Here is a 22,360-nt window from a genome sequence, read left to right as displayed (position 1 = left end):
GTCTCGTCAGGGAGGCGTAACTCCGGGGTGAACGATCCGTACGTGGCGCCGGTCACACGTTCCAGCGGGCCGGACCGCCGGGGGCCGGCTGGTAGCGCGGGAACCGCCCGGTGCGCAGCGACGCCCGCAGATGGGCGCCGGCCAGCGGCGCGGCCGACTCGACTCTCCGTACGGCCGCCCACAGCGCACGGGTGGCGTTGACGCGGGCGCGTTCGGCCTCGTCGGGAGCGGTGCGCTGCCGGCCGCCCCGCCCGCCGGCCCGCCGTAGCTCGGCCACCAGAGCGGCGCGTTCGGCCTCCACCGTGGCCGCGCGGCCGGCGTCACCGGCCCGGTCCGCCGACTCCAGCCGCTCCTCCAGCGCCGCGAGCCGCTGCCGGTAGGCGCGCCGGGCGGTGTCGTCGAGCACCGGATCACCGGCCGGCACGTGCAGGCCGGCTCCGCCCGCGACGAGGTCGAGCGCCGCGATCTCCCGGCCCGGCGCGGCGAGCAGGGACCTCAGGTAGTGCATTCCGCGCAGGTCGCGCAGCCGGGCCGTCTCGGCGCCGGCTTCGAGCAGCCAGTCGTCACCGTCGCGGATCAGCCGCCACTCGCCCTCCGGTGGACCGAGCGTGGACGTGAACCCGTCCATGCCCAGACGCCGGGCGATCGAACGGGCGCGGGCGAGGTCTTCGGCGGCACCGGCCTGGTCGCCTACGGACCGCGCGCGGGCGGCCAGGGTGCGGGCGAGCCACGGCAGGGCACCGGCTCGCTCCTCGATCGCGATGGCGGCGTCCAGGTGGCGGACGGCATCGCCCGGCCGGCCGAGGTGGGCTGCCAGCCGGCCCAGGTAGTCGTCGACCGGCCCGGTGATCGTGTTGGCCCCGCCCCAGACGACCAGGCGTCCCGCGTACGGCAGCAGGGCCCCGTACAGGGCCTGGGCCGCCGCCGGCTCGCCCACCTGCGACGCGACGACCGCCAGGTCGGCCACGGCGCCGATCCACCGCGGACCGGATCCGGCGAGCACGCTCGGCAGGAGCCGCTCCAGCTCCAGTCCGGCCTCGACCTCGCGACCGGACTCGAGCAGGGACCGGGCGGCCATGGCCTCGTAGAAATGGCCGGGCCTGCGCCGGGCCTGGTCCTGCCAGGGGGCGACGAGCGACGTGTGGTCGCCGCGCAGCGCGGCGACGGCACCTCGCAGCGAGCCGACCAGGCGTTCGGTGTCGGCCAGCCCGACCCGCCGCCCGCGCTCGGCGACCTCTGCCGTGAGCGCCTCCGCGACGTCGAACCTGCCGCGCACGGTCGCCAGCATCGCCTGCCGGGCGGACACCACCACCGCCGTCTCGGCGTCACCGGCCAGCTCGCCGGCGCGGGCGTACGCGGTGAGCGCCGCCTCGGCGGCCTCCAGGTCCGCCAGCTCCGCGAGGGCGGTGAACCTCCAGAACAGCCCGCGCCGCTCGGCGACGTCGTCGCCCGCGCGCCGGGCCAGCTCGACGATCTCCGACGCGGCGGTGAGGCGCTCACGGGCCGCGGCCGGGTCCCACAACGCGTGCAGGCCGGAGTCCCGGACCTCGGCGAGCGTGCCGGGCGCGCCGCTCGCCCGTGCGAGCGCGACCGCCTCCTCGACCAGCGCGCGGCGGCGGGCCCCGGCCGACGGGTCGCCCAGCAGCTCACGGCCGAGACGGGCCAGAACCCGTGCCCTGACCTCGGGCGGCAGGGACCGGCCGGCCGCCTCTTCCAGCAGGCGGAGCAGGCCGACGTCGAGCTCGAGGAAGCCCGACCGCGACGGTGCCGTCAGCGCCAGCCGCACCACGGCGCCGGGGCCGTCCAGACCGGCGACCTCATCGGCGAACGCGAGCGCCGCACCGGGCAGACCTCCGGAGACGAGCCACAGCGCGTGCACCGCCTCGGCGGACAGGCCGGGGACGAGCGCGGCGAGCTCGGGTTCGGCCAGTCCGCCGAGCCGGAGCTCGGATCCCAGCCCCAGCGGTTCCTCCGCGGTCGCCACGACCATGACGGGGCCCGAACCGAGCCGGGGCACCAGGAACGCCAGCGACTCCACCGCGTCCGCGCCGGCCCGGTCGACGTCATCGACCACGACCAGGCGGGGCCCGCCACCGGCGTCCGCTCGCGCGCGGCGGTCGAGGTCCGGCCCTGAGCCCCCGGGCGATGGACCTGCCACGTCCAGCAGCTCTTCTCCGGTGGTCCGGCCCGGACCGTCGGACGTCCCCGCCACCCAGTGCACCGGGATGCCTCGTGCGCGGGCCAGGGCGGCGGACGCATGGACGAAGGCGCTCTTACCGGCCCCCGCCGGCCCGGTCACGACGAGATGGCCACCGGCCCCGGCCGCACCCTGCCGCAGCAGCCGTTCGACGGCGGCGAGCTCTCTGCGCCGGCCGATCAGTTTCACGCGCCCACAGCGTACCGACCGGCATCTCTACCGGTCAGGGCCGCCGCCGGCCCACGGCACCCGCGTACGAGAGCGGCAGGGGTGGGACGCCGCGATGACGCTCACGGCGGTGAGCTGCCGGCATCCGGATCCCGCATCGGGTCGGTCGGGATCGCGACGAGCAGGGACGTGCCCTCCCCGGGCGGGCTGGTCACCGAGATACGGCCGTTGAGCGCCTCGACGCGGTCCTTCAGGCCGACGAGGCCGGTTCCGCCCGAAAGATCGGCTCCGCCGCATCCGTCGTCGCGGATCGACAGCCGTACCGTCTCGTGTTGCAGGTCGAGGTCGACGCACACCTCGGAGGCGTGCGCGTGCTTGACGATGTTCGTCAGCCCTTCGGAGACGGTGTAGAAGACGGCGACCTCGACGCGTTCGGGGAGACGGCCCTTGACGCCGCCCATCCGCAGGCGCACGGGGATGGGCGAACGTCGCGCGAGCGAGCGTAGTGCCGGGGGCAGACCGGACCGCGTGAGGATCGGCGGGACGATGCCGCGGGAGACCTCCTGCAGGTCATCGAGGATGTCCGACAGATCGTGCACCAGGCCGTCCAGCAGTTCCCTGAGCGGTACCTGGTCGGGCCCGTCGGCGGCGTTGCGCAGCTTGAGAGCCAGGGTGACGAGCCGCTGCTGGGCTCCGTCGTGCAGGTCACGCTCGATGCGCCGCCGGCTCTCATCGGCGGCCGCGACGACGCGTGCGCGGGAGCTCAGAAGATCGCTGCGGCTCTGCGCGTTGGCGATCGCGCTACCCACCAGCCCCACGAACTCCTGCATCCGGTCCTCGGTGACGCCGTACGCCGGTTCCGCGTTGATGCAGTGGATGATCATTGCCCCCCACACGCGTCCCTCGACCTTCACCGGGCAGCCCACCACGCAGCGGAGGTTCATCAGGCGCGCCCAGTGGCCGATCGCGGTGGTGTTCCGCTCGTAGTCGTTCATTCGCGCCGGCCGCTCGGTGCTCCGCACGGTGCCGGTGACGGTGCCCTCCTCGATCGGCCAGTGCCCGTCGAGGGGCGGCATCACCTGGGGCACGCCCGGGTCGTTCCAGTACGCGACGACGTTGGCCGTGTCATCGGGCTCGAATCGGACGATCACGGTGTGAGCCGCGTCGAGCACATGGCCCACCTCGGCGGCGACGGCCGTGAAGACCTCCGAAGGCGAGCTCCCGCAGGCGACGAGCGTGGCGACACGGCGCAGGGCCCCCTGCATGTCCGCGACCTGCTGGAGCTTGGCCTGGCTCGCCGCGAGTGAGGCCACCATCGTGTTGAGCTGCCTCTTGAGGGCACCGACCTCGCCCGGCGACGCCTCCGGCGTCCTGGCCTCGGCACCGCTCTCTTCCCGGTCACCGGCCACGAGAACGACGCGACGCACCGGGCGGGCGATGACCCTTGTCACGTAGACGACGAGGAGGAAGATCAGCAGGATCGCGATCACCCCGGTCAGGGCCACGGCGACGGCGGTCTCGCGGCCGGTGACGGCCGAGCGTCGCTCGGCGGCGTCGGCGACCGCACGCTGGGTGTTCTCGAACGTGGTGCCCTGTTCACGCAGGGTCGCCAGACGCCGTGTCCCCTCCCCCCTCTGCAGTGCGGACCGCAGGATCGCGGACCGCGCCGAGAGCGGACTGTTCTGGGCCGTCGTCACGAGCGGGCCCAGATAGCCGCGCACGTAGGCGTCGTCGGCCTGGACGAGCCGCCGGGCGGCTGCAGCCTGACTCTTACTCCCCCGGAACGCCCCCACCTTGGCCTCCGCGGCGTCGAAGGCGGACCGGGCGGCATCGTATTCCCGCAGAGACTCCTGGTCGCCGACGAGGGCGAGGGTCTGGGAGTCGGCATCGAGGTCGAAGAGGAGTCGTTCCAGCCGACCGGCGGAGATGAGAGCCGCCGTGGAGTCGCGCGCGGCCGTGTCCGCGTCGCGCATCTCGGTGATCACCCGGGACAGGGCGCCGAAGGTGATGGCCGACAGCAGAGCCATCACGCCGCCCGCGAGGAGGATCCGGAACGCCGGCCCCCGGCGCCGGACGTACCTCAGCCCTTGTGCCAGTGCGCGCATTCTCACGGATCTTCCCGGCCGTCAACGACCTGGCGGGCCCGCACGAGGATCCTCTCCTTCTTGGCGGGGAGGGGGACGGACAGGCGGCCGGCCGCCGGGTCCAAGGCTCATCGAGGGACGAGTGATCGCGACTCCCCATCATCGAACGGTCACCCGAGCCCGGGTAATGCCGAAATGTTCCTCCATGCGGGACCTGCCGTGTATCGGCCGATCGGGCAGGTTGTTGCGCTCGATCCCGCCGTGCCACCGCAGGAACGGGCGGGATGCCGCCGGTCGCCCTCCCGCGCCCGGAGACGGCACGCCGAAGGACCATCGCGTACGGCTCGGTGCGCGGGAGTTCGTCGTCGCCGGCCCGGTGTTCCGGTCCGGCCGGTGTCATAAGGGCGTAACACCTGCCCGGACGGGGGATATGACGTTGCCGCCGATCTGCTAGCGCTGTCGCGGCTACCGGTCGACGTAGGCGATGGTCTGCGGGCCCTCCGGCAGGACGCACACCGATGCCCCGTCACCCGCCGCGGCCAGGGCGGCGGAGACGCTGTCGCCGACATCGTCACAGGACCGCAGGTGCGCAGTTCGCAGCGCCGCCTCGTCGAGGTACGGGCTGAACACCTGGACCGAGGCACGGGCCAGGATCCGGGCCAGGATCTGCACCTGCCACTGGTCCGGAACCGTCTCCGCGCGGGCGGCGATCCGCGCGAGCAGCTCTTCGGCCGACCCGGCCGACGCGAGCACCTCGCGGAACGACCCGTGATCGGGAAAACCGTCCCGGCACTCGGCCGCGCAGATGATCACACCACCGGGCCTGACGACCGAAGCGGCCGCCGACATGCCCTTCACCGCCTGGTAGAGATTCTGATCGAGCGGATAACCCGAATTGGACGTGACGACGACGTCGTACGACCGCGGCACCGGGACCATCGCGGTCTCCCGTACGCGCCGCCGCGCCGCCGCGTGCATGGCCAGGATCTCCCCTCCGAACGCGGCCACCACGCGCTGGCTCCTGTCGAGGATGACATCGAGGCCGAAGTCCACTCCCGTCCCCACCGCGATCGCCCGGACGTCGTCGTGCACGGGGTTGCCGTCGCACACCCCCCAGGTCGCCGACGGGTCGCCGATCCGCCGCGCGTCGTGCAGAGTCAGCACGGTCCGCAGGCCGGCCAGTCCGGGGGCGACCAGCTTCGGGCCGCCGCTGAAACCGGCGAAGAAGTGCGGCTCCACGAAACCCGTCGTGATCCGGACGTCCGCCTCGACCCAGTCACGATTGAGCCAGACCGGCACGTCGGCCCCGTAGCGCCCGCGCCACACCAGCGTCTCGTCGGCCCGCGCGTCGTGGTTGACGATGCGCAGCGTACGGGCGAGCTCGTCACCGAACATCGCCCGGATCTCCTCGGGCGTGTTGCCGCGGTGGGTTCCGGTGGCGATCAGCACGGTGATGTCGTCCGTACGGACGACGCCCTCGAGCTCGGCGAGGATCGCCCTCAGCATCGGCTCTCTCGGCTGCGGGCGGGTGGCGTCACAGACCGAGATGGCGACCGTCTGTCCGGGACGCACGACGGACCGCAGGTCCGGTCCGGCGACCGGCCGGCGCAGGGCCCCGCGCAGCGTCGCATCGACGTCGGCCGCCGCGTCGATCCGCCGCGGCTCGATCACGGTCGTACGTGACCGGGGAAACCGCACCGGGAGTCCGCTGTCGCCGAAGGCGAGGGTCACCTCGTACGGCTCGTCGTGTGCGGGCATCAGGATCGGGATCCGGTCGTGGCGGCGTCCGGGAACGAGTCGATCATCGAACTCTCCGATCGGGTGAGAGCGCTGCGCCGGTCCGGTAGCCCGTCTACGGGGCGTATGCGGGGCTCCAACCTATGCCGACCCCCAGCGCGGGTGTGACGCCCGCCGCGATGGAGTCGCGCGGAGACGTTATTGACCCCCCCTTTACCTGACAATTACGATCTGCGGGCCCCGACCTCGCCACCGAGGAGTGCCATTGCGGTCGAACAAGCCAGTCCCTCGGAAACACCGGCCCAGGAAATCGGCGGCCATCGCCGCGCTGACATTGACCGTTTCCGCACTGACGATGGTCGGCCCGGCCGCGGACGCGGCCCCCGCCTCCCCGAAGAACTGCAGCGCCGACCCGGGCAGCCACCTTTCCTCGGTCCCGAGTCCCGAGAAGTTCTTCGGCTTTCCCCTCGGTAAGGGCCAGCAGCGTGTGGTCACGACGGAAGAGATCCGCAAGTACGTCGAGGCCGTGGGCAGGGCGTCCGATCGGGTGGTCACCGGCACGATGGCGCACAGCGCGTCCGGACAGTCGCTGCCGTACGCGATCGTGTCGGATGAGGATCAGGTACGTCCTGGGCGGCTCGACAGGATCGCCGAGCAGATCCGGGAACTGCGCGACCCTCGCAGGCTGAGCCCGGCCGCGGCGGCGCGCATCGCCAGGGACACTCCGGCGATCGTGTGGGTGACGGGCAACGTCCACGGCGGCGAGAAGAGCGGCGGCGACGCCGCGCTCAAAACGCTGTACGAGCTGGCCGGCGGACTGTCGTGCGACGTCGCGAAGCGCAACCACGATCTCGTCACGGTCATCGTCCCGACCCAGAACCCCGAAGGCCGCGACTCCGGCCGCCGGACGAACGACTACGGCTTCGACCTGAACCGCGACTGGTTCGCGCGGTCGCAGCCGGAGACCGACGGCAAGGTCGCGATGATGCGCGGCTATCCGCCGCAGGTCTACGTGGACGCCCACGAGATGGGCGGCTCTCAGTACTTCTTCCCGCCGAACGCCGACCCGATCCACCATGAGATCGCGAGTGAGGACGTCGACTGGATCAACCGCATCGGGAAGGCGAACGCTGCGGCCTTCGGCTACAACGGCGCCTGCGGGGGCGCGGTCACGACGGAGTGCTACTTCAACTACGAGTCCTACGACCTTTTCTACATGGGCTATGGCGACACGGTGCCGACGACCGGGTTCGGTGCCGCCGGCATGACGTTCGAGAAGGGCAGCGCCTCCGCCGTCGAGGACAGGGTCCAGCAGCAGTTCAACACGCAGTGGGCCACGACGGGCTGGGCCGCCGACAACAAGCACGAGCTCCTGAGCGGCTATTACAAGATCTGGAAGGACGCGCTGGCCGAGGGCAAGGACGGCGCCCTCGAGCCGAACGAGGTCGTACAGCCGGCCAACGAGGTCCGGTTCCCGGTGCCGGACATCAAGATCCGGTCCTACTTCCTGCTGCCCGACCGCCAACTCGGCGACACGCGCCGGCTGGTCGAGCGGCTGCGCGGCATGGACGTCGAGGTGTACCGGCTCAAGAAGGCGGTCACCGTACCGAACGCCCGTATCTTCGGCGGTCGCAGCGCCAAGGGACTCAAGGTCCCGGCGGGGGCGTACTGGATCCCCATGGCACAACCGCAGAAGCACTGGATCCAGGCCCTGATCGGTGAGGATCCCTACGTACCCTTCCCCTACTTCTACGACGTCTCCTCGTGGAGCAACCCGCTGCTCTCGGGCGTCGACACCGTCTACACCGGGGACCGGCTCACGCCCAAGGCCGACCGGGTCGGGCGGATCGACGGCGGCATCGGCGTCCGCGCCCCCGCCGGCGGAGCGTACGCCTACCCGCTGGACTCCGCGGCCGCGTCCGAACTGACGTTCAAGCTGCTCGGCCGTGGCGTCGCGCTCACCCGCGACCTGGCGACCGGGGTCGTGAGCCTGCCGGCGAGGGCGATCTCCCCGGGCGCGCTGGACACGCTGGCCCGCCCGCTCGGCGTGACGGTCGACGGGCGCCGGCGACCCGCCTCGGGTGTCGCGCTGCGCAGGCCCGACGTGGGCCTCTTCGCCGGCACCGGCATCTCGACCACGTCGGGGTCCTACGGCGAGGCGCGCTACGTCCTGGGGTCACGCTGGGGCCTCGACCTGACGCCGGTGACCACCGCCGACATCAACGACGGCACCGCGGCGTTCACCGGGCGCACCGTCCTCCTGATGCCGGACGGCGGCAGCTCGAACGCCGGCCTGACCGCCCAGGGCCTGGCCAACCTGAAGGCCTGGGTCGAGAAGGGCGGCACCTACGTCGGGCTGCGCAGCGAGGGCACCCGGGTCGCGCGGACGGCCGGGCTCACCTCGACGACCGAGAAGGCGCCGCCGGCCGACTACACGGTCATCGGCTCCCACTTCCGGGTCGACGCGGACACGACCAGCCCGGTGGCGCTCGGGCGCCCGCGGGAGGACTTCCAGTTCAACAACTCCGACCCGATCCTGACCCCGACCCAGACCGGCACCAACGTGCTGCGCTACCCGGCGGACGACACGTTCTGGTCCAACGGCTACACCGTGGGGGCCGACGCGCTGAAGGGCACGGCGGCAGTGGTCGACGAGCCGGCGGGCGCCGGAAGCGCGGTGCTCTTCGCCTTCGACCCGCTGTTCCGCGCCTACAACGAGGTCGGCATCCACCTGGTGGCCAACGCGCTGCTCGCCGGCGCGCCGGTCCAGAAGGCGGTACCGGCGACTCCGGGAGCCGGTGCCGACTCCCTGCGAGCCGCGGCGGCCAAGGCCCCGGTACGCGCGGATCTCGGCGGCGAGTGGCGGCCCATCACCGTCCAGGTGGCCAAGGCCGACCTGGCGCGGGCCGAGACCGTCATCGGCCGTTACACCGACACCGCGAAGTCCGCGGTCGCCGGCGACTCGGCGTACATCACGATCCCGAACCCCGGAGGGCTGTCCGCCCACGAGCACCCGTTCCTGCGGGACATGGTCCGCGCCCTGCACGACACGGGCGTTCCACTGCGCTCACTCGTGGCGTGACGGAGGTCTGACCGGTCGTGAGACGGACATGCCTGGCCCGGGTCGTACCCGGGCCAGGCATGGAGGGTCCGCCCGCCTCTCAGCGGTGCGGGATCTCGTGGTTGGCCTGGAACAGCCCGTCCGGGTCGACGGCCGTGCGGATCCTCAGCAGCTCCTGCCAGGCCGAGGTGTCGAATCCGGTCGACGGGTCGACGGGTTCCTCCTGGAAGTTCAGGTACTGCCGTCCGCGTGAGTAGGGCGCCATCGCGTCGACGACCCGCTCGCAGTCGGCGATGGTCTGCTTGGCGGACTCGCCGACCATCATGCCGCCGGCGATCAGCTGGTACCGGCCATCGAGCTTCGCCAGGGCGCCCGCACCGGGATGCGGACGGCCGAGCGCGCCGCCGAGCTGGCGGAGTTCGGCCCCCAGGAAGAGCGAGCTGCCCGAGTCCGCACCGGCGACCTCGACCAGCCGGTCCACGGCGGCCTGCGGGAACTCGTCGAGGAGCGAGGAGCGCCCACCGCCCGGTGTGGGCTGTTCCGGATCCATGTGCAGTCGCATCAGTGACGCGGCCGGCACCCTGCCGAAGGTGTCGATCTCCGGTGACAGCTCCCGCAACGGCGCCAGGAACCGCTCCGCCTCCGCGTCGTCGGCCAGTACGGCGCCGTCGATGACGACCAGGTCGCGGCCGCGGAACGGCTCGGGAATCTCCGGGATCGGCGGAAACCGCAGGTGCCGGTAGGACGTGGTCACCGCGTCGGGCGCCTCGGCCGCCCAGGGCGCCCATCGGCTGAGTACCCGGTGCGCGTCGCGCAGGTCCCAGACCAGCATGCCGGCGTAGGCGGTCTCGATCGGATGGAGCGTGAACTCGATCGCGGTCACCACCCCGAAGTTGGCGCCGCCTCCCCCGCGTACCGCCCAGAACAGCTCCGGCTCGTGCCGCGCGTCGGCCCGGACCAGCGAGCCGTCCGCGGTGACCAGCTCGACGGCGGTCACGCTGTTGGCGGCCAGCCCCAGCGATCGGGCGTACCAGCTGACACCTCCTCCGAGCGAGTAGCCGATCACACCGGTGTCCGGCGACGATCCGTGCAGGGCCGCCAGGCCGTGCCTGGCGGCCTCCTCCACGATGGTCGGCCACAGCTCGCCGGCCTGGACTCGCGCCCGGCGGGCGTCGGGGTCGATCTCGACCCCGGTCATCCCGGACATGCGCATCAGCACGCTGCCGCTCAGGTCACCGAACGCGTGGGCGTTGTGGCCCGAGCCCAGCGGGGCGACGCGGAGCCCGGCCGCCGCGGCTGCCCTGACCACGGCCGCGACCTCTTGCACGTCATGCGGAAAGGCCACCGCGGCGGGACGCAGGTCGACTGCGAGCGCCCACGTCGTACGGGCACGGTCGTACTCATCGTCGCCGGGCAGGTGGATCCCCCCGCCCGCCAGCCCTCGCAACGACGACGGATCCCCGCCGGCCCCACCCGGCAGCATGGTTTCGCTGGTCAATTTCGGTCCCCCTGATTCACGCGTCCATCCACGGGATGAACGGTCCCCTCGGTCATTTCGCGCGTCGACTCTTACGGATCCAGGGAACGGTGAACAGGGGCAGACCTTGCCCCGGCTACGGCGCGGGCGGGCGGCCCATGCCGTCAGTGTGCTCGGCCGGCGTGGGCCGCCATGAGCTCGCGCAGCTGCCCGGCCGCACGGCTGCCGGGCGCCGCGGTGAAGACGACGAGCAGTTGCCCGTAGCCGTCGTTCTCGAGGATCTGGCATTGCAGGTCAAGCGTGCCGATCACGGGGTGCACCAGGGTTTTGGTGCCCGATCGGCAGAGCGCCGTTCTCTGCTCCTGCCACAGCCGCTCGAACTCGGCACTCTGGGAGAGCAGCGTCCTGATGAGCCGGTCCGCACGTGGGTCACCGAGGTGGACGGACCGGGCGCGCAGCTCGGCGATCCGGGCGCGGCCCTCCTCCTCGTGTTCCTCGGGCGGATGGATCGACCGGGAGGACGGGTCGGTGAACCAGCGGTACGTGCTGTTGCGCGCATCACCGGTATGGACGGAGTGGTCGCCCAGCAGGGCGATGGCCGCCGGGTTCTGGACGAGGGTTTCGCCCAGGGCCGTCACGACCATGGCCGGGGACTCCCCCAGGCCATCGACGAGCTGACGTAGCGCAGGGGCGACGTCCTGGCTGGGAGCGGGCCGCGGGGGTGGTCTGCGGTCGCAGACGCGGTACAGGTAGTCGCATTCGTCGGCGGTCAGGCGCAGCGCCCGCGCGATGGCGTCCAGGATCTGCGGCGACGGCGGCGCGACGCGCGCCTGCTCCAGGCGCCGGTAGTAGTCGGCCGACATGGCGGCCAGCGCGGCGACGTCCTCACGCCGCAGCCCCCTCGTGCGCCGCCGAGGCCGGGCGCCGATCCCGATCTCGTGCGGCTGCAACGCCGCCCGGCGGGCGCGCAGAAAGGCGGCCAGTTCCTCCGAACTCACCCCGTCATTGTCGCCGCACCTCCCATCGCCCGCGCGTCCGGGGCATGATCGGCCGGAATATGCCGTCCGGGAGGTCAGAACAGGGTCGGCTGTGACGGCTCGCTCGTCGTACGCCGGCCGTGCAGGGCGAACTTGTCCTCGATGGCCTCGTCCGGGTCCGGCAGGCCGTATCGGGCGATCACCGGGCGGATCCGGTCGCTCAGCCGGTCGCGGTACCACCGCGGTGTCTCCGAGCCCTTGGAGTAGAGGTCGCCGTAGTCCCGCATGAGCTCGGGATGCTCATCGCGCAGCCAGCCGAAGAACACGTCCTTCACCCCGCCGGACAGATAGAGGGGCGTGTAGAGAACGCTCGTCGCGCCCGCCGAGACGACCGCGTCGACCAGCTCGTCCAGTTGTTCGGGCCGGTCGGTGAGCATGGGCAGGATGGGCGAGAGGAACACCGTGGCCTCCATGCCGGCCTCCCGGATGGCGCGCAACGTGGCCAGCCGCGCCGCCGTGGTCGCCGTTCCGGGCTCGACGGACTGCTGCAGCCGCTCGTCCATGAACGAGATCGACATGCCCAGATGCACCGTGGTGACGGCACTCGCGGCGGCGAGACGCTCCAGGTCGCGGCGGATCAACGTGCCCTTCGTGAGGATCGAGAACGGCACCCGGAACCCCGCGAGCGCGTCGATGATGCCGGGCATCAGCGCGTAACGGCCCTCCGCCCGCTGGTAGACGTCGGTGTTGGTGCCGAACGCGACCCGCGGAGGTGGCTTTCTCTTCCTGGCGAGCTCCTCACGCAGCACCTCGACGATGTTGACCTTGACGATGATCTCTCGGTCGAAGTCGTCCGCGATGTTCAGCTCGAGCCTGGTGTGGGTGGGGCGGGCGAAACAGTAGCGGCACGCGTGGGTGCATCCGCGGTACGGGTTGATCGTCCATTCGCCCGGCAGCATGCGCGCGTCCGCCGGCACGTGGTTCAGCGCGCTCTTGGCCAGGATCTCGTGGAAGGTGACCCCCTGGAACTCGGGGGTGCGCACGCTGCGGACGAGGGACGACAGGCGCGCGAGACCGGGAAGGGTGCCGACGTCGACGGCGTCGGTACGCTGCGCGTCCCATCGCGTCGTCGCGCGCGTGCGGGAACCGCGGTCGTCCTCGGAAGCGGCCGGCATGTCCTGCTCTCCTTCCAACGGGACCTGGTGGTCCAGCATAGAAGAAACCCCCGACAGAACCTGAAGCAGTCCATCCCGGTCAACACTGTCCACGTTCCTCGCCAGTGTGGACTTTACGGTCCGGTCGGTCGCTCCGCACACGACGGACTCCGCGGCCTCCTCCGCGTCACGTGGGGAGGCCGCTATCTCGCACCCTCGTCGATCTGGACCGGGTACCCCGAACGCAGCACGGCGACGGTCGACGGCGGCGTGATGACGCGGGCGTCGCCGCGAACCGGGCGTGGGCGGCGGGTCCGGTAGCCCGCCTCCGTCCATTCGGCCAGCCGCGCGCCCACGACGACCGCCGGTCCACCCTCCGCCAGAACGAAGGTGCCGTCCGGCAGGTCGCCCCACGGGAGTTCGTGAAGCCGGCGGCGGCGCGTACCCCTGACGAGACGCTCGCCGTGGAGCCGCGCGTTCATCTGCTTCGCCGACGGCGGCTCGCCGCCGAGTTCTTCGGCCCATGCGGCCTGGTAGGCCTTGTAGGCGCCGTAGCGGCACTCCCCGCACGGACGGTGCCCGGCGGCGAAGGAGACGGCCTCGTCGTGGAAGAACAGCCAGGTGAGACGGCGCGGGCGCCACTGCTCGTCGTGCCGCTCCTTGAACCGCAGCGCACAGGTGATCCATAGGTCGCCGCCGTGGAAGCGGACGATCTCGTGGCCGGAGTGGAGGTTTCCGCGATTGCCCGTCCAGGCCCCGCGAAGAGGTATCGCCTCGATGTCGCCCAGGGGGGTGACACGGTTCCGGTACGGCACTTCGCTCGCCCCCCAGCCGGGCGAGACACTCGCCCGACGCCTCATAGTGGACTATTTGGTCCCACTCGCTGGAGCCTACCCGATGGGGTCTCCAAGTGCCCGCCGCCGGTCTTACAGGGCCTCTGGGCTGCGATGATGCCCGAAATGATGGGATAGCCTACTGGAGTGCAGCTCCGGCAGCTGGAGTCGTTCCTCGCCGTTGTCGAGGAGGGACAGTTCGCGCGAGCGGCAGCGCGGCTGTTCTTGTCACCCCCGGCGGTGACCGGCCACATCCGCCAACTCGAACGCGAGCTGGGTACGCCGCTCCTGCGTCGTTCGCCGGTCGAGCTGACGCCGGCGGGCATACGCCTCGTGCCGTACGCCCGCACGATGGTCTCCGCCGCCGAGGCCGCCGGCGACGTCGTCAAGGACACCGGCGAGGACCGCGAGGGGACGCTACGGATCGGGGTGATGACACCCGGTGCGACCGAGCTGACCCCTGCCATCCTGCGGTCCTTCTCCAGGGCGCAGCCACAGGTCCACCTGACCGTCGAGGGCCTGGGCTTCACCGACTTCACCTCGGCGGTGATCGAAAACCGGGTGGACGCCGCATTCGTACGCCCGGCCCCTCAGGACGAGCGCGTCACCACGGACGTGCTGACGCTCGAACCCCGCGTGGTCATCGCACCGGCCTGGGGCGAACTCGCCGACGCGGACGGCCTGTACCTCAGCGACATCCTCGACCAGAACTTCGTCCGCTTTCCCGACTCCACGCCCCGTGCGCTCACCGACTACGGCACCTTCGCCGCGGCGCGTAACGGCACCCCGCCCAAGTGGGCCGCGGACCAGGCGGGGACCGCGCAGGACCTGATGACCGGCGTCGCCGCGGGATGGGGAATCGCCGGCACGCTGTACTCCCTCGGGCGTTTCTATCTCGCGCCCGACATCTGTTGCCGGCCGATCCTCAACGCGCCGTGGGAGGCCAGCGCGCTGGTCACCCGCAGGGATGACCCACGGCCGCAGGTGGAGGCGTTCCGCCGGGTGGCCCAGCTCCTCGCCCGTACCCTCGGGCCCAAACTCCTGCCGACCTCCCCGCCGCCGGTGCCCGGTCCCCTGAGCGAGCCGGGCCCCGGTGGCCGGACCTCTCACGGGCGGTAGCTGCAGAATCGGCCGGTGTGGATGGTCGCGCGGAGTTCGTCGCCGATGGCGCGGTCGGCCTCGCCCACGCGGGTGAGAGCGCGCCGGATGGCCTTTCCGACGGCGACGCGTGCGCGTTCGGCACTGCCGTTGAACCGGCGGTGGCGACCGCCGATCCCGGTGGCGGAGGTCAGCTCGGCGATCAGCCAGTCACGTTCGGCGCGTACGCCCGCGACGCGTTCCAGATCGTTCATCGACTCCAGTTCTTCGATCTCGGCCTCGAGGTCGGTCAGGCGCTGCTTGTACTCACGTCGCGCCACCTCGTCGAGCACCGGCTGGTGGGATTCGGAGCGGGCCGTCGCCGGGTCGGCGGGCTGCGGCCCCGCGGCGAGGTCGACCGCGGGGATCTCGTAGCCCGGGTTGGCGAGCAGAGTCGCCAGGTGGCGCATGCCCACGCTGTCCTCGACGAGCGCGGTCCGGCCGTTCATCTCCATCCGCCATCGCCGGCCCCGGCGCTGGCATTCGACGCGGGCGGCCCACCTGCCCGGATTGCCGTCCGAGCCGGGCGCGGGCATGTCCATCGCCTCCGCCTCCCGCGTGGCCAGGGCCAGTTCGCGCCGGGCCACCTCGTCGCCCGTACCGTCGCGTAACGCGAGCGTCTGGCCGAGGCGCGTACGCGAGAGGACGGTGGCGGGCCAGTGCCCCAGGATGAGGTTGCCGCGGATCGCGAGGTGGAAGTGCTCGACGGCGCGATCCAGGTCGCCGGTGGTCAACGACGCCACACCGAGGCAGTGGTGCACCGAACCCAGGCATGAGACGCCCAGGCTGGTGATCACCGGCAGTCGCGCGAAGGGGGCGAGCAGGGTGTACGCCTGCCGCGACAGCTCGGCGTCATCGAGCAGGTTCGCCGCCTCGACGACGCTGTACATCGACGCCAGCCAGCTGCTCGATCGGGGCAGGTCCGCCAGGCTCCTCCCGCACAGCCTGGCCAGCGCGCTCGTCGCCAGGCGCCGGTCTCCCGAGGTGGCCGCGGCCACGGCCAGGCCCGCCAGCGCGGAGTTGTCGACCTCGCTGAGCGTCGGGGAGTTCACCAGCTCCGCCAGCGCGGGGACGAACTCGCTGATGCGTCCCTGGTACCAGCGGATGGTGCCCAGCTGGGCCGCGAACCACCCCGTCGTGTCGACGTCGCCCGCGGCCGCTCCGCGATCGGCGCAGGCCGCCGCCAGTGCCTCGGCCTCGGCGAACCGGCCGTCCCGTATGGCGAGCATCGTCTCCATCGCGCCGACGATGAACCCGATCGCCAGGTGCCCCTCCTTCTCCAGCTGGCCGCGGAGCTCTTCCAGGCTGCGCAGGGCGTGCGGGTCACCGTTCCCGAACAGGTCGGCCGTCCGCCACATCAGGCCCATCAGCAGGTCACCGCGGCGCGCCGTTCTCGACGCTTCGGCGATGAGGTCCTGGGCGAGTTCGAGCCGCAGGGCCCCGTGCTCTGGGCCGAGGACACAGTGGTGTGCCAGGCTCAGCGCCTCGGCCAGTGACACCGGATCACCGGCGCCGCGGGCCTCCGCCACGAGGGCGAGGATCGCGCTCTGGCCGCCCCCGCGATAGTCGTCCTCGCCGGCCAGCCTGATGCGCAGCCGGAACGCCAGCGAGGACTCCGGGTCGATCAACCGTAAGGCGCGTCGCTGGCGTTCCCGCACCATCGCCGCGTCCGCCGCCGTGCGGTGCTCGTGTACCCAGAGACCTCCGAGTCCGAGCGCCGCACGCGCCATCCTGCGCTCGTCGCCGCGGCGCTCGGCCTCGCGATGAACCGTGTCGAACCATTCCCGTCCGGCCCGCAGATCTCCCTCGACGAAAAGCGCCTGTTCTCCGGCCAGGAGACACGCTTCAAGATCGTTTTCCTGCACGGCCGAACTCGCCTCAAGACTCCGTGACCCCGTCAAAGACCTACCCCCCGGCAATCGGTCCCCAGCACGTTCTCGATTCCTGGTGAGTGAGGCAGATAATGGCCCCCCGGCCCTCTGTCCACCCACACCGGACATCACGGGCACGGATCATTCGGCGATTCGGTTCAATGGCGGCAAGCGCGCCCTTCCCCATCAGAGACACCCGCCCCGATCCACGTACGCCCGCTCTCGGTGCAGGTCAGGCAGTGCTTACCGGCCTCCGGGCACCGCCGTGAGCTGCGGACATCCCCCGCTGGCCGACCCTGGCCGCTAACGCATCTTGACTTGTTTACCGTAAAAGGGTGAATACATCTCATTTATCCTTTTCGCGGTCTTTCGGCATATGTCAGCCCACATCCGTCCACTCCGGGAGGCCCCGATGACGATCACGCGCACGCCGACCTGGGGAAGAGGGCGGGGAAAGTGGGTCGTCATCCCCATCGCCGGCGGCGCAGGCCCAGGGAGCCGACACCCTGACCCCGTTGCGGGCCGAGTGGTTCACCAGCAGTACATGGACGACCAGTTCAACTCACCGCTGCCGGTGAACGTCACCCCCGGCCGGGCGTGGATCACCAGCACGAGCGGTGGGTCCGTCACCGTCACGGTGACGAAGTGGCTGGGCGGCCCGCAGCCGACGCTGAAGTCACCGAAACTTCAGGCCGCGGGCCTCCGCGAGGGTGCCGAGACACTCACCGTCAGCCGGACGACCGAGGTGAGGCGGTTCTCGGTGGACATCGCCGGCAACGTCGAGAACCACTACCGGCCGGATGGGAAGGACACGAGGTACCGCCACCAGGTCGTACGGGTGAGCGGCCCGTAGCCGGCCGGGTGGAGGCCGCAGGGCCGGGTCAGCAGTACCAGTTGACGGAGGCGCTCGCGCCGGAGGAGAAGGAGACCGAGCCGCTACCGCTGCCGATGCAGATGGTCGCGTCGCGGGTCACCGTCACGCCCGTGGACTGGCCGGCCGCGAGGCTTCCGCCGCCACTCGCGCTGATGTCGCCGCGGACACCGCTCACGCTCCAGTTCACCGGGCCGCCCTGCGCGGACACCGTGACCGTGCAGGTACGCGAGCCGTGCATGGTGCATCCGGAGACCGCCAGCGTCCCCGGCGCGGGCTGGCCCGGCGGAGGCGGGCCGCCCTGCGACGGAGGTGCCGACGTCGATCGCCCCGGCGGGTGCTTGCGCGTGCTGTGCTTGGAGGTCGGGGTGGGCGTGGGGCCACCGCTCGAACCGGACGGCGACGGGGTGGGAGAGGTGGCATCGTCGCTCGGCGTCGGCGCGGCGGAGTCCGCCGGGGAGTCGGCGTCGGAGGGGCTGCCACCGGGACTGGACCCGATGGCCTGGTTGTTGCTGGTGTTCTGGCTGCCCGAGCCCGGCAGGACCAGCAGGATCCCGCCGATGATCAGGACACCGACGGTGACCGCGACCGCGACGGGCCAGAAGCGTGAGGTGTCGCGCGGCTCCGGTTCGGGCTCGACCTCGGACGGTGGCTCGGCGCGATTGACGATCGTGGCACGCAGGTCCGCGAACTGCGGGTCGGCCGCGACGCTGAGGACGCGGTCGCGCAGGTCCGCGGGGATCGCCGCGTAGGGCATCGCACTCAGCAGGCGCGTGGTCGCGACCTTGCGATTGCCGCGCACCCCGCAGATCGGGCAGTTGGTGATGTGGCGGGCGAGCCTGCGGCAGGTCTCCGCGTCGAGCCGCCGGCCCTGCGGGCCCGCCAGCGCCGAGACGCTCGGGCAGTCCTCGCGCCCGGTCGCCGCGACCACCACGGCGGCGAAGGCGTCATCCAGGTCGTGGCGGGCCTGGGCGACGAGCACCGAGACGTCCTGCGGCGCCATGCGCATGACCTCGGCGAGCTCACCTGGGTCCAGCTCGTGCCGGAGCGCCAGGTCGAGCACCTCACGCTGACGGCCGTTCAGCACCAGCAGCGCGGAGTGTACGAGCTGCCGCGTCGCCTCGTCCGTCTCGAGGCCGCCCACCGCCTCGGCCGCCCGGCGGCGCTCGGCCGGCACCTCGGACTGGGCGCGGCGGCGCAGGCACTCATCACGCGCCACCGCGTACAGCCAGCCGCGGAACAGGCGAGGGTCGGTCAGTTCGCCGATGCACTCCTGCACGATGATCATCGAATCGAGCAGGGTCAGGGCCGCGGCCTCCTGGTCGCGGAGCAGCACATGGCAGTAGTCGAACAGTCGTGCCGCGTAGACGTCGTAGAGATGAGCCTGCGCGGCCACATCGCCGGAGCGCAGCGACTGAACGAGCCACTGGTCCTCGGCCCGTTCGATACTCGGCCAGCCGGCCACATGTCCTCCTGCTGAACTGAGGGGAAGGCGAGGACGCAGAGGCCTCATCCCGAACTCGGTTCTGGAATCCTGCCATCAAACCCTCTCTAGTGCAGGTTTAAGCCGTTAAAGGTGCCGCTACGGCCTCCCGCCGACCCCGTCCTGGGTGATATCGGGCCTTGCAGTAGCTTTACCGGTCGAACGTAGGAGGTAGTCCGTGACCGGACAGCGCGCGCTCATCACCGGTGGATCACGAGGTGTCGGTGCGGCGGTGGCCGCGCGGCTCGCGGCGGCCGGCCTCACCATCGCCGTCCACTGCCGGTCCGACATCGCCGCCGCCGAAGGCGTCGTCGCCGGCCTGCCGGGCAGCGGCCACATCGTCGTCAGCGGCGACATCGGCGATCCCGAGCAGGTCGAGACGTTCGTCGGGGAGGCCGTCTCCGGGCTCGGTGGCCTGGACGTCCTCGTCAACAACGCGGCCATCCACACGGACCAGCCGATCGCCTCGACCTCCTACGAGCAGTGGCGCGCCGGCTGGCGGCGCGTCATCGACGTCAACGTCCACGGCACGGCGAACGTGACCTGGTGCTTCGTCGACCACCTGCGTACCCGGCCCGAGGGCCCCGACGGCGGACGGATCATCAACGTCGGCTCGCGTGGCGCCTACCGCGGCGAGCCCAACGCGCCCGCGTACGGAGCCAGCAAGGCGGCCGTGCACTCGATGGCGCAGTCGCTGGCGGTCTCCCTGGCCCCGTACGGCATCGGCGTCGCCGCCGTCGCACCCGGGTTCATCCGTACCGACATGGCCGGGCCGATGCTCGCCGGGCCGGCCGGAGACGGCATACGGGCGCAGAGCCCGTTCGGCCGCGTCGCCGAGCCCGACGACGTCGCGTCGGCCGTGGCCTGGCTCGCGCTCCCCGGTTCGCTGTGGGCCAGCGGCGCGGTGATCGACCTCAACGGCGCCTCCTACCTCCGGTGAAACACCACGCGTAGCCGGCCCCAAGCGTCCCGGGAGCTCATTTCGGGCCGTAGATAAAGTGTGTTATGCGCTTGAGTCCGTTGGCGCTGCTCCAGCGTCGTACTCATCCCCGCCGCACCATCGGGGTGCTCGCCGCGGTCCTGTTCGTCGCCGCGGAGACCTCACTGGCCGCTCTGCTCCCCACCGCCACTCCTGTCCGTACGCTCGACCTGATGTACCTGCCCGGCATCCTCGTGGTCGCGTCCTGGTGTGGCCTCGGGCTCGGGCTCCTCACCGCGCTGGCCAGCACCGTCGCCTTCGATCTCTTCGTCACCGAACCCGTGTGGAGCCTGCGGCCCACCACGGGCGAGTTCCTGGCGACCCTCGCGATCTTCCTGGTCATCGCGCTGCTGACCGGTGCGATCTCCGCCCTGACCCGATCTCTGGCGGCCAAGGCCGACGCGTGGGGGGACGCCTCCCTCTGCGCGGAGCTGGCCGGGCTGCTGCTGCGCACACCGGACCTCACGGCGGCGCTGCCGATCGCCGCGCACCATGTGGCCCGCGTGTTCGGGCTGCCGTGGGCCTCGATCGAACCCGGCGTGATCCCCTCCGACAAGGCGTACTCGACGCTCCCGCTGTGCGACGGCAGCGTGCAGGCCACGCTCATCGTCCCGGCCGGCCTGGCCGAGCCGACGCTCCAGCGTCTGCGGGACCGGGCGGTGCCCTCGCTGGAGTCGCTGCTGCAGGCGGCCATGGAACGCGAGCACGTCACGACCACGGCGCGGCGCAACTACGAGAGACTCCGCCAGATCGCCAACGAACAGGCCGCGCTGCGCAATCTGGCGACGCTCGTCGCGCACAGCGTCCCGCCGTCGGACGTGTTCGACGCGGTCGCCCGCGAGATGAGCCAGGTCCTGGGGACCGAACACACCGTCATCGCCCGCTACGAGGAGGACGGTTCGACGCTGATGACCGCCGGCACCTACAACTACGAGGAGATCGTGGCCTCCGGAACACGCCTCGCACTCGAGAAGGGGACCGTCTCGGACCTGGTGTTCCGTACGAGGGCTCCGGGACGGATCGATGCCTACCGGGGCGACGGCGCACTCTCCCGCAGGCTGCGCGAGCGCGGGGTCTTCTCCTCCGTCGGCTGCCCGATCATGGTCGGTCAGGAGCTCTGGGGCGTGGCGATCGCCTCCTCGAGTACGCCCCAGCCGCTCCCGGCCGACACCGAGGAGCGCATGCTGGAGTTCACCGAGCTCACGGCGGCCGCCATCGCGAACGCGCAGAGCCATTCGGACCTGATCGCCTCCCGCGCCCGCGTCGTCACCGCCACCGACGAGACACGCCGGCGCATCGAACGCGACCTGCACGACGGGACCCAGCAGAACCTCGTCTCGATCGGGCTCGAGATGCGGGCGATCGAGGCCGCGATGCCGCCGGAACTCGAGCAGCTCAGGGACCAGCTGTCCGCCACCGCGCGTGCCGTGGACAACGCCGTCGCGGAGCTGCAGGAGATCTCGCGCGGCCTGCATCCAGCGATCCTCGCCAGAGGCGGCCTCAAACCCGCGCTGACCGTGCTCGCCCGCAGATCCCCCATCGCGGTCCAGCTCAGCCTGCCTCCCGTGTGCCCACTGCCGGAACGGTTCGAGGTGACGGTCTACTACATCGTCTCGGAAGCCCTGACGAACGCGACCAAGTACGCCCACGCGAACAAGGTGTACGTCGACCTCACCATCGCCGAACTGCTGATCCGGCTCTCGATCCGCGACAACGGGCTCGGCGGGGCCGACCCGGCTCGCGGCTCCGGCCTCACCGGCCTCACCGACCGCGTCACCGCACTCGGGGGGCGAATGGAGATCATGAGCCCGGCCGGAGGCGGCACCACGCTGCTCGCCGAGATCCCCTACGCGAGCGAGTGACCGTTACCCGGGGGCCGGGATCCCGCTCGCCGAGGCCATCCGGCCCAGCGCCCGCCTCAGGAGCGCGGCCTCCTCGGCGGTGAGCCCGCCCAGGAGCTCCTCGTCCGTCTCGCCGGCCAGCCGCACGGCCGTGCGCCGGAGGCCGTGCCCGTCAGGAGTGAGCTCGATGAGCTGCCGGCGGCGGTCGACGGTGTCCCGCACGCGCCGCAGGGCGCCGAGCTCCTCCAGCTCGTCGAGCATGTCGACGACGACGCTCGGCGTCACGCCGATGGTCCTGGCGAGCGCCAGCTGAGCCTGCGGCCCGGCGGTCAGGAGCTCCAGCACGGCGCAGTGCCGGGGGCGCAGCCCGAACGGCGCCAGCCGGTCGGCGAACCGCCCCGTCGCGGCCTGTCCCAGCTTGCCCAGCATGAACGCGACCGTCCCGGTCACCGACTCTTCCACCGTCACGGAGCCGATGTTACAGTGGCCA

At 71.7% G+C, this 22,360-nt stretch carries 15 protein-coding genes; 5 read left to right on the top strand and 10 right to left on the bottom strand.

Annotated features, from left to right (window positions below; genetic code table 11):
- Positions 1-52: 52 nt before the first annotated feature.
- From FB559_RS24130 to larA, 3 genes are all read right to left on the bottom strand, one after another.
- On the bottom strand, positions 53-2,386 hold the full coding sequence (locus FB559_RS24130; RefSeq protein WP_141957898.1) for an AAA family ATPase: 2,334 nt from the start codon (positions 2,384-2,386) through the stop codon (positions 53-55).
- Between the two features lie 101 nt (positions 2,387-2,487).
- Positions 2,488-4,470, bottom strand: coding sequence for a GAF domain-containing protein (locus tag FB559_RS24125; RefSeq protein WP_141957896.1), 1,983 nt, complete (start codon positions 4,468-4,470; stop codon positions 2,488-2,490).
- A gap of 444 nt (positions 4,471-4,914) precedes the next feature.
- Complete coding sequence (gene larA, locus FB559_RS24120; RefSeq protein WP_141957894.1) at positions 4,915-6,207, bottom strand: nickel-dependent lactate racemase; 1,293 nt, start codon at positions 6,205-6,207, stop codon at positions 4,915-4,917.
- Between the two features lie 313 nt (positions 6,208-6,520).
- Between larA and FB559_RS24115 the strand changes: the two genes are divergently transcribed.
- Complete coding sequence (locus tag FB559_RS24115; protein WP_221640153.1) at positions 6,521-9,268, top strand: M14 family zinc carboxypeptidase; 2,748 nt, start codon at positions 6,521-6,523, stop codon at positions 9,266-9,268.
- Positions 9,269-9,347: 79 nt separating this feature from the next.
- On the opposite strand, the gene FB559_RS24110 is transcribed toward FB559_RS24115, so the two are convergent.
- The 4 genes from FB559_RS24110 to FB559_RS24095 form a co-directional block, all read right to left on the bottom strand.
- Entirely contained in the window at positions 9,348-10,745 is a 1,398-nt protein-coding gene (locus FB559_RS24110) for an FAD-binding oxidoreductase (protein ID WP_221640152.1), read from the bottom strand.
- Positions 10,746-10,888: 143 nt separating this feature from the next.
- Positions 10,889-11,722, bottom strand: coding sequence for a helix-turn-helix transcriptional regulator (locus tag FB559_RS24105; protein ID WP_141957892.1), 834 nt, complete (start codon positions 11,720-11,722; stop codon positions 10,889-10,891).
- 74 nt (positions 11,723-11,796) lie between these two features.
- Positions 11,797-12,876: a radical SAM protein gene (locus FB559_RS24100; protein WP_141957890.1), complete on the bottom strand. Its 1,080-nt coding sequence runs from the start codon at positions 12,874-12,876 to the stop codon at positions 11,797-11,799.
- A 182-nt stretch (positions 12,877-13,058) separates the two neighbouring features.
- Positions 13,059-13,670: a hypothetical protein gene (locus tag FB559_RS24095; protein WP_141957888.1), complete on the bottom strand. Its 612-nt coding sequence runs from the start codon at positions 13,668-13,670 to the stop codon at positions 13,059-13,061.
- 165 nt (positions 13,671-13,835) lie between these two features.
- Here FB559_RS24095 and FB559_RS24090 point away from each other — a divergent pair, with 165 nt between their 5' ends.
- Positions 13,836-14,807, top strand: coding sequence for a LysR family transcriptional regulator (locus tag FB559_RS24090; protein WP_141957886.1), 972 nt, complete (start codon positions 13,836-13,838; stop codon positions 14,805-14,807).
- On the opposite strand, the gene FB559_RS24085 is transcribed toward FB559_RS24090, so the two are convergent.
- A complete protein-coding gene (locus FB559_RS24085; RefSeq protein ID WP_141957884.1) occupies positions 14,795-16,690 on the bottom strand; it encodes a hypothetical protein in 1,896 nt (631 codons plus the stop codon). The genes FB559_RS24090 and FB559_RS24085 overlap by 13 nt on opposite strands.
- A gap of 550 nt (positions 16,691-17,240) precedes the next feature.
- Here FB559_RS24085 and FB559_RS24080 point away from each other — a divergent pair.
- A complete protein-coding gene (locus FB559_RS24080) occupies positions 17,241-17,549 on the top strand; it encodes a hypothetical protein (RefSeq protein ID WP_141957882.1) in 309 nt (102 codons plus the stop codon).
- 28 nt (positions 17,550-17,577) lie between these two features.
- On the opposite strand, the gene FB559_RS24075 is transcribed toward FB559_RS24080, so the two are convergent.
- Complete coding sequence (locus tag FB559_RS24075; protein ID WP_141957880.1) at positions 17,578-19,032, bottom strand: RNA polymerase sigma factor; 1,455 nt, start codon at positions 19,030-19,032, stop codon at positions 17,578-17,580.
- Between the two features lie 196 nt (positions 19,033-19,228).
- On the opposite strand from FB559_RS24075, the gene FB559_RS24070 reads away from it, so the two are divergent.
- Positions 19,229-19,990, top strand: coding sequence for an SDR family NAD(P)-dependent oxidoreductase (locus tag FB559_RS24070; protein WP_141957878.1), 762 nt, complete (start codon positions 19,229-19,231; stop codon positions 19,988-19,990).
- A 65-nt stretch (positions 19,991-20,055) separates the two neighbouring features.
- The gene (locus tag FB559_RS24065) at positions 20,056-21,891 is read left to right on the top strand and encodes a GAF domain-containing sensor histidine kinase (RefSeq protein ID WP_141957876.1); all 1,836 of its coding nucleotides are present in this window, start codon (positions 20,056-20,058) and stop codon (positions 21,889-21,891) included.
- A gap of 3 nt (positions 21,892-21,894) precedes the next feature.
- Here the strand turns inward: FB559_RS24065 and FB559_RS24060 are convergent, their stop codons facing one another.
- Complete coding sequence (locus tag FB559_RS24060) at positions 21,895-22,338, bottom strand: MarR family winged helix-turn-helix transcriptional regulator (RefSeq protein ID WP_246121987.1); 444 nt, start codon at positions 22,336-22,338, stop codon at positions 21,895-21,897.
- Positions 22,339-22,360 lie beyond the last annotated feature (22 nt).

Source organism: Actinoallomurus bryophytorum (assembly GCF_006716425.1).
Lineage (GTDB): Bacteria > Actinomycetota > Actinomycetes > Streptosporangiales > Streptosporangiaceae > Actinoallomurus > Actinoallomurus bryophytorum.
This window is presented reverse-complemented; position numbering and strand designations above follow the sequence as displayed.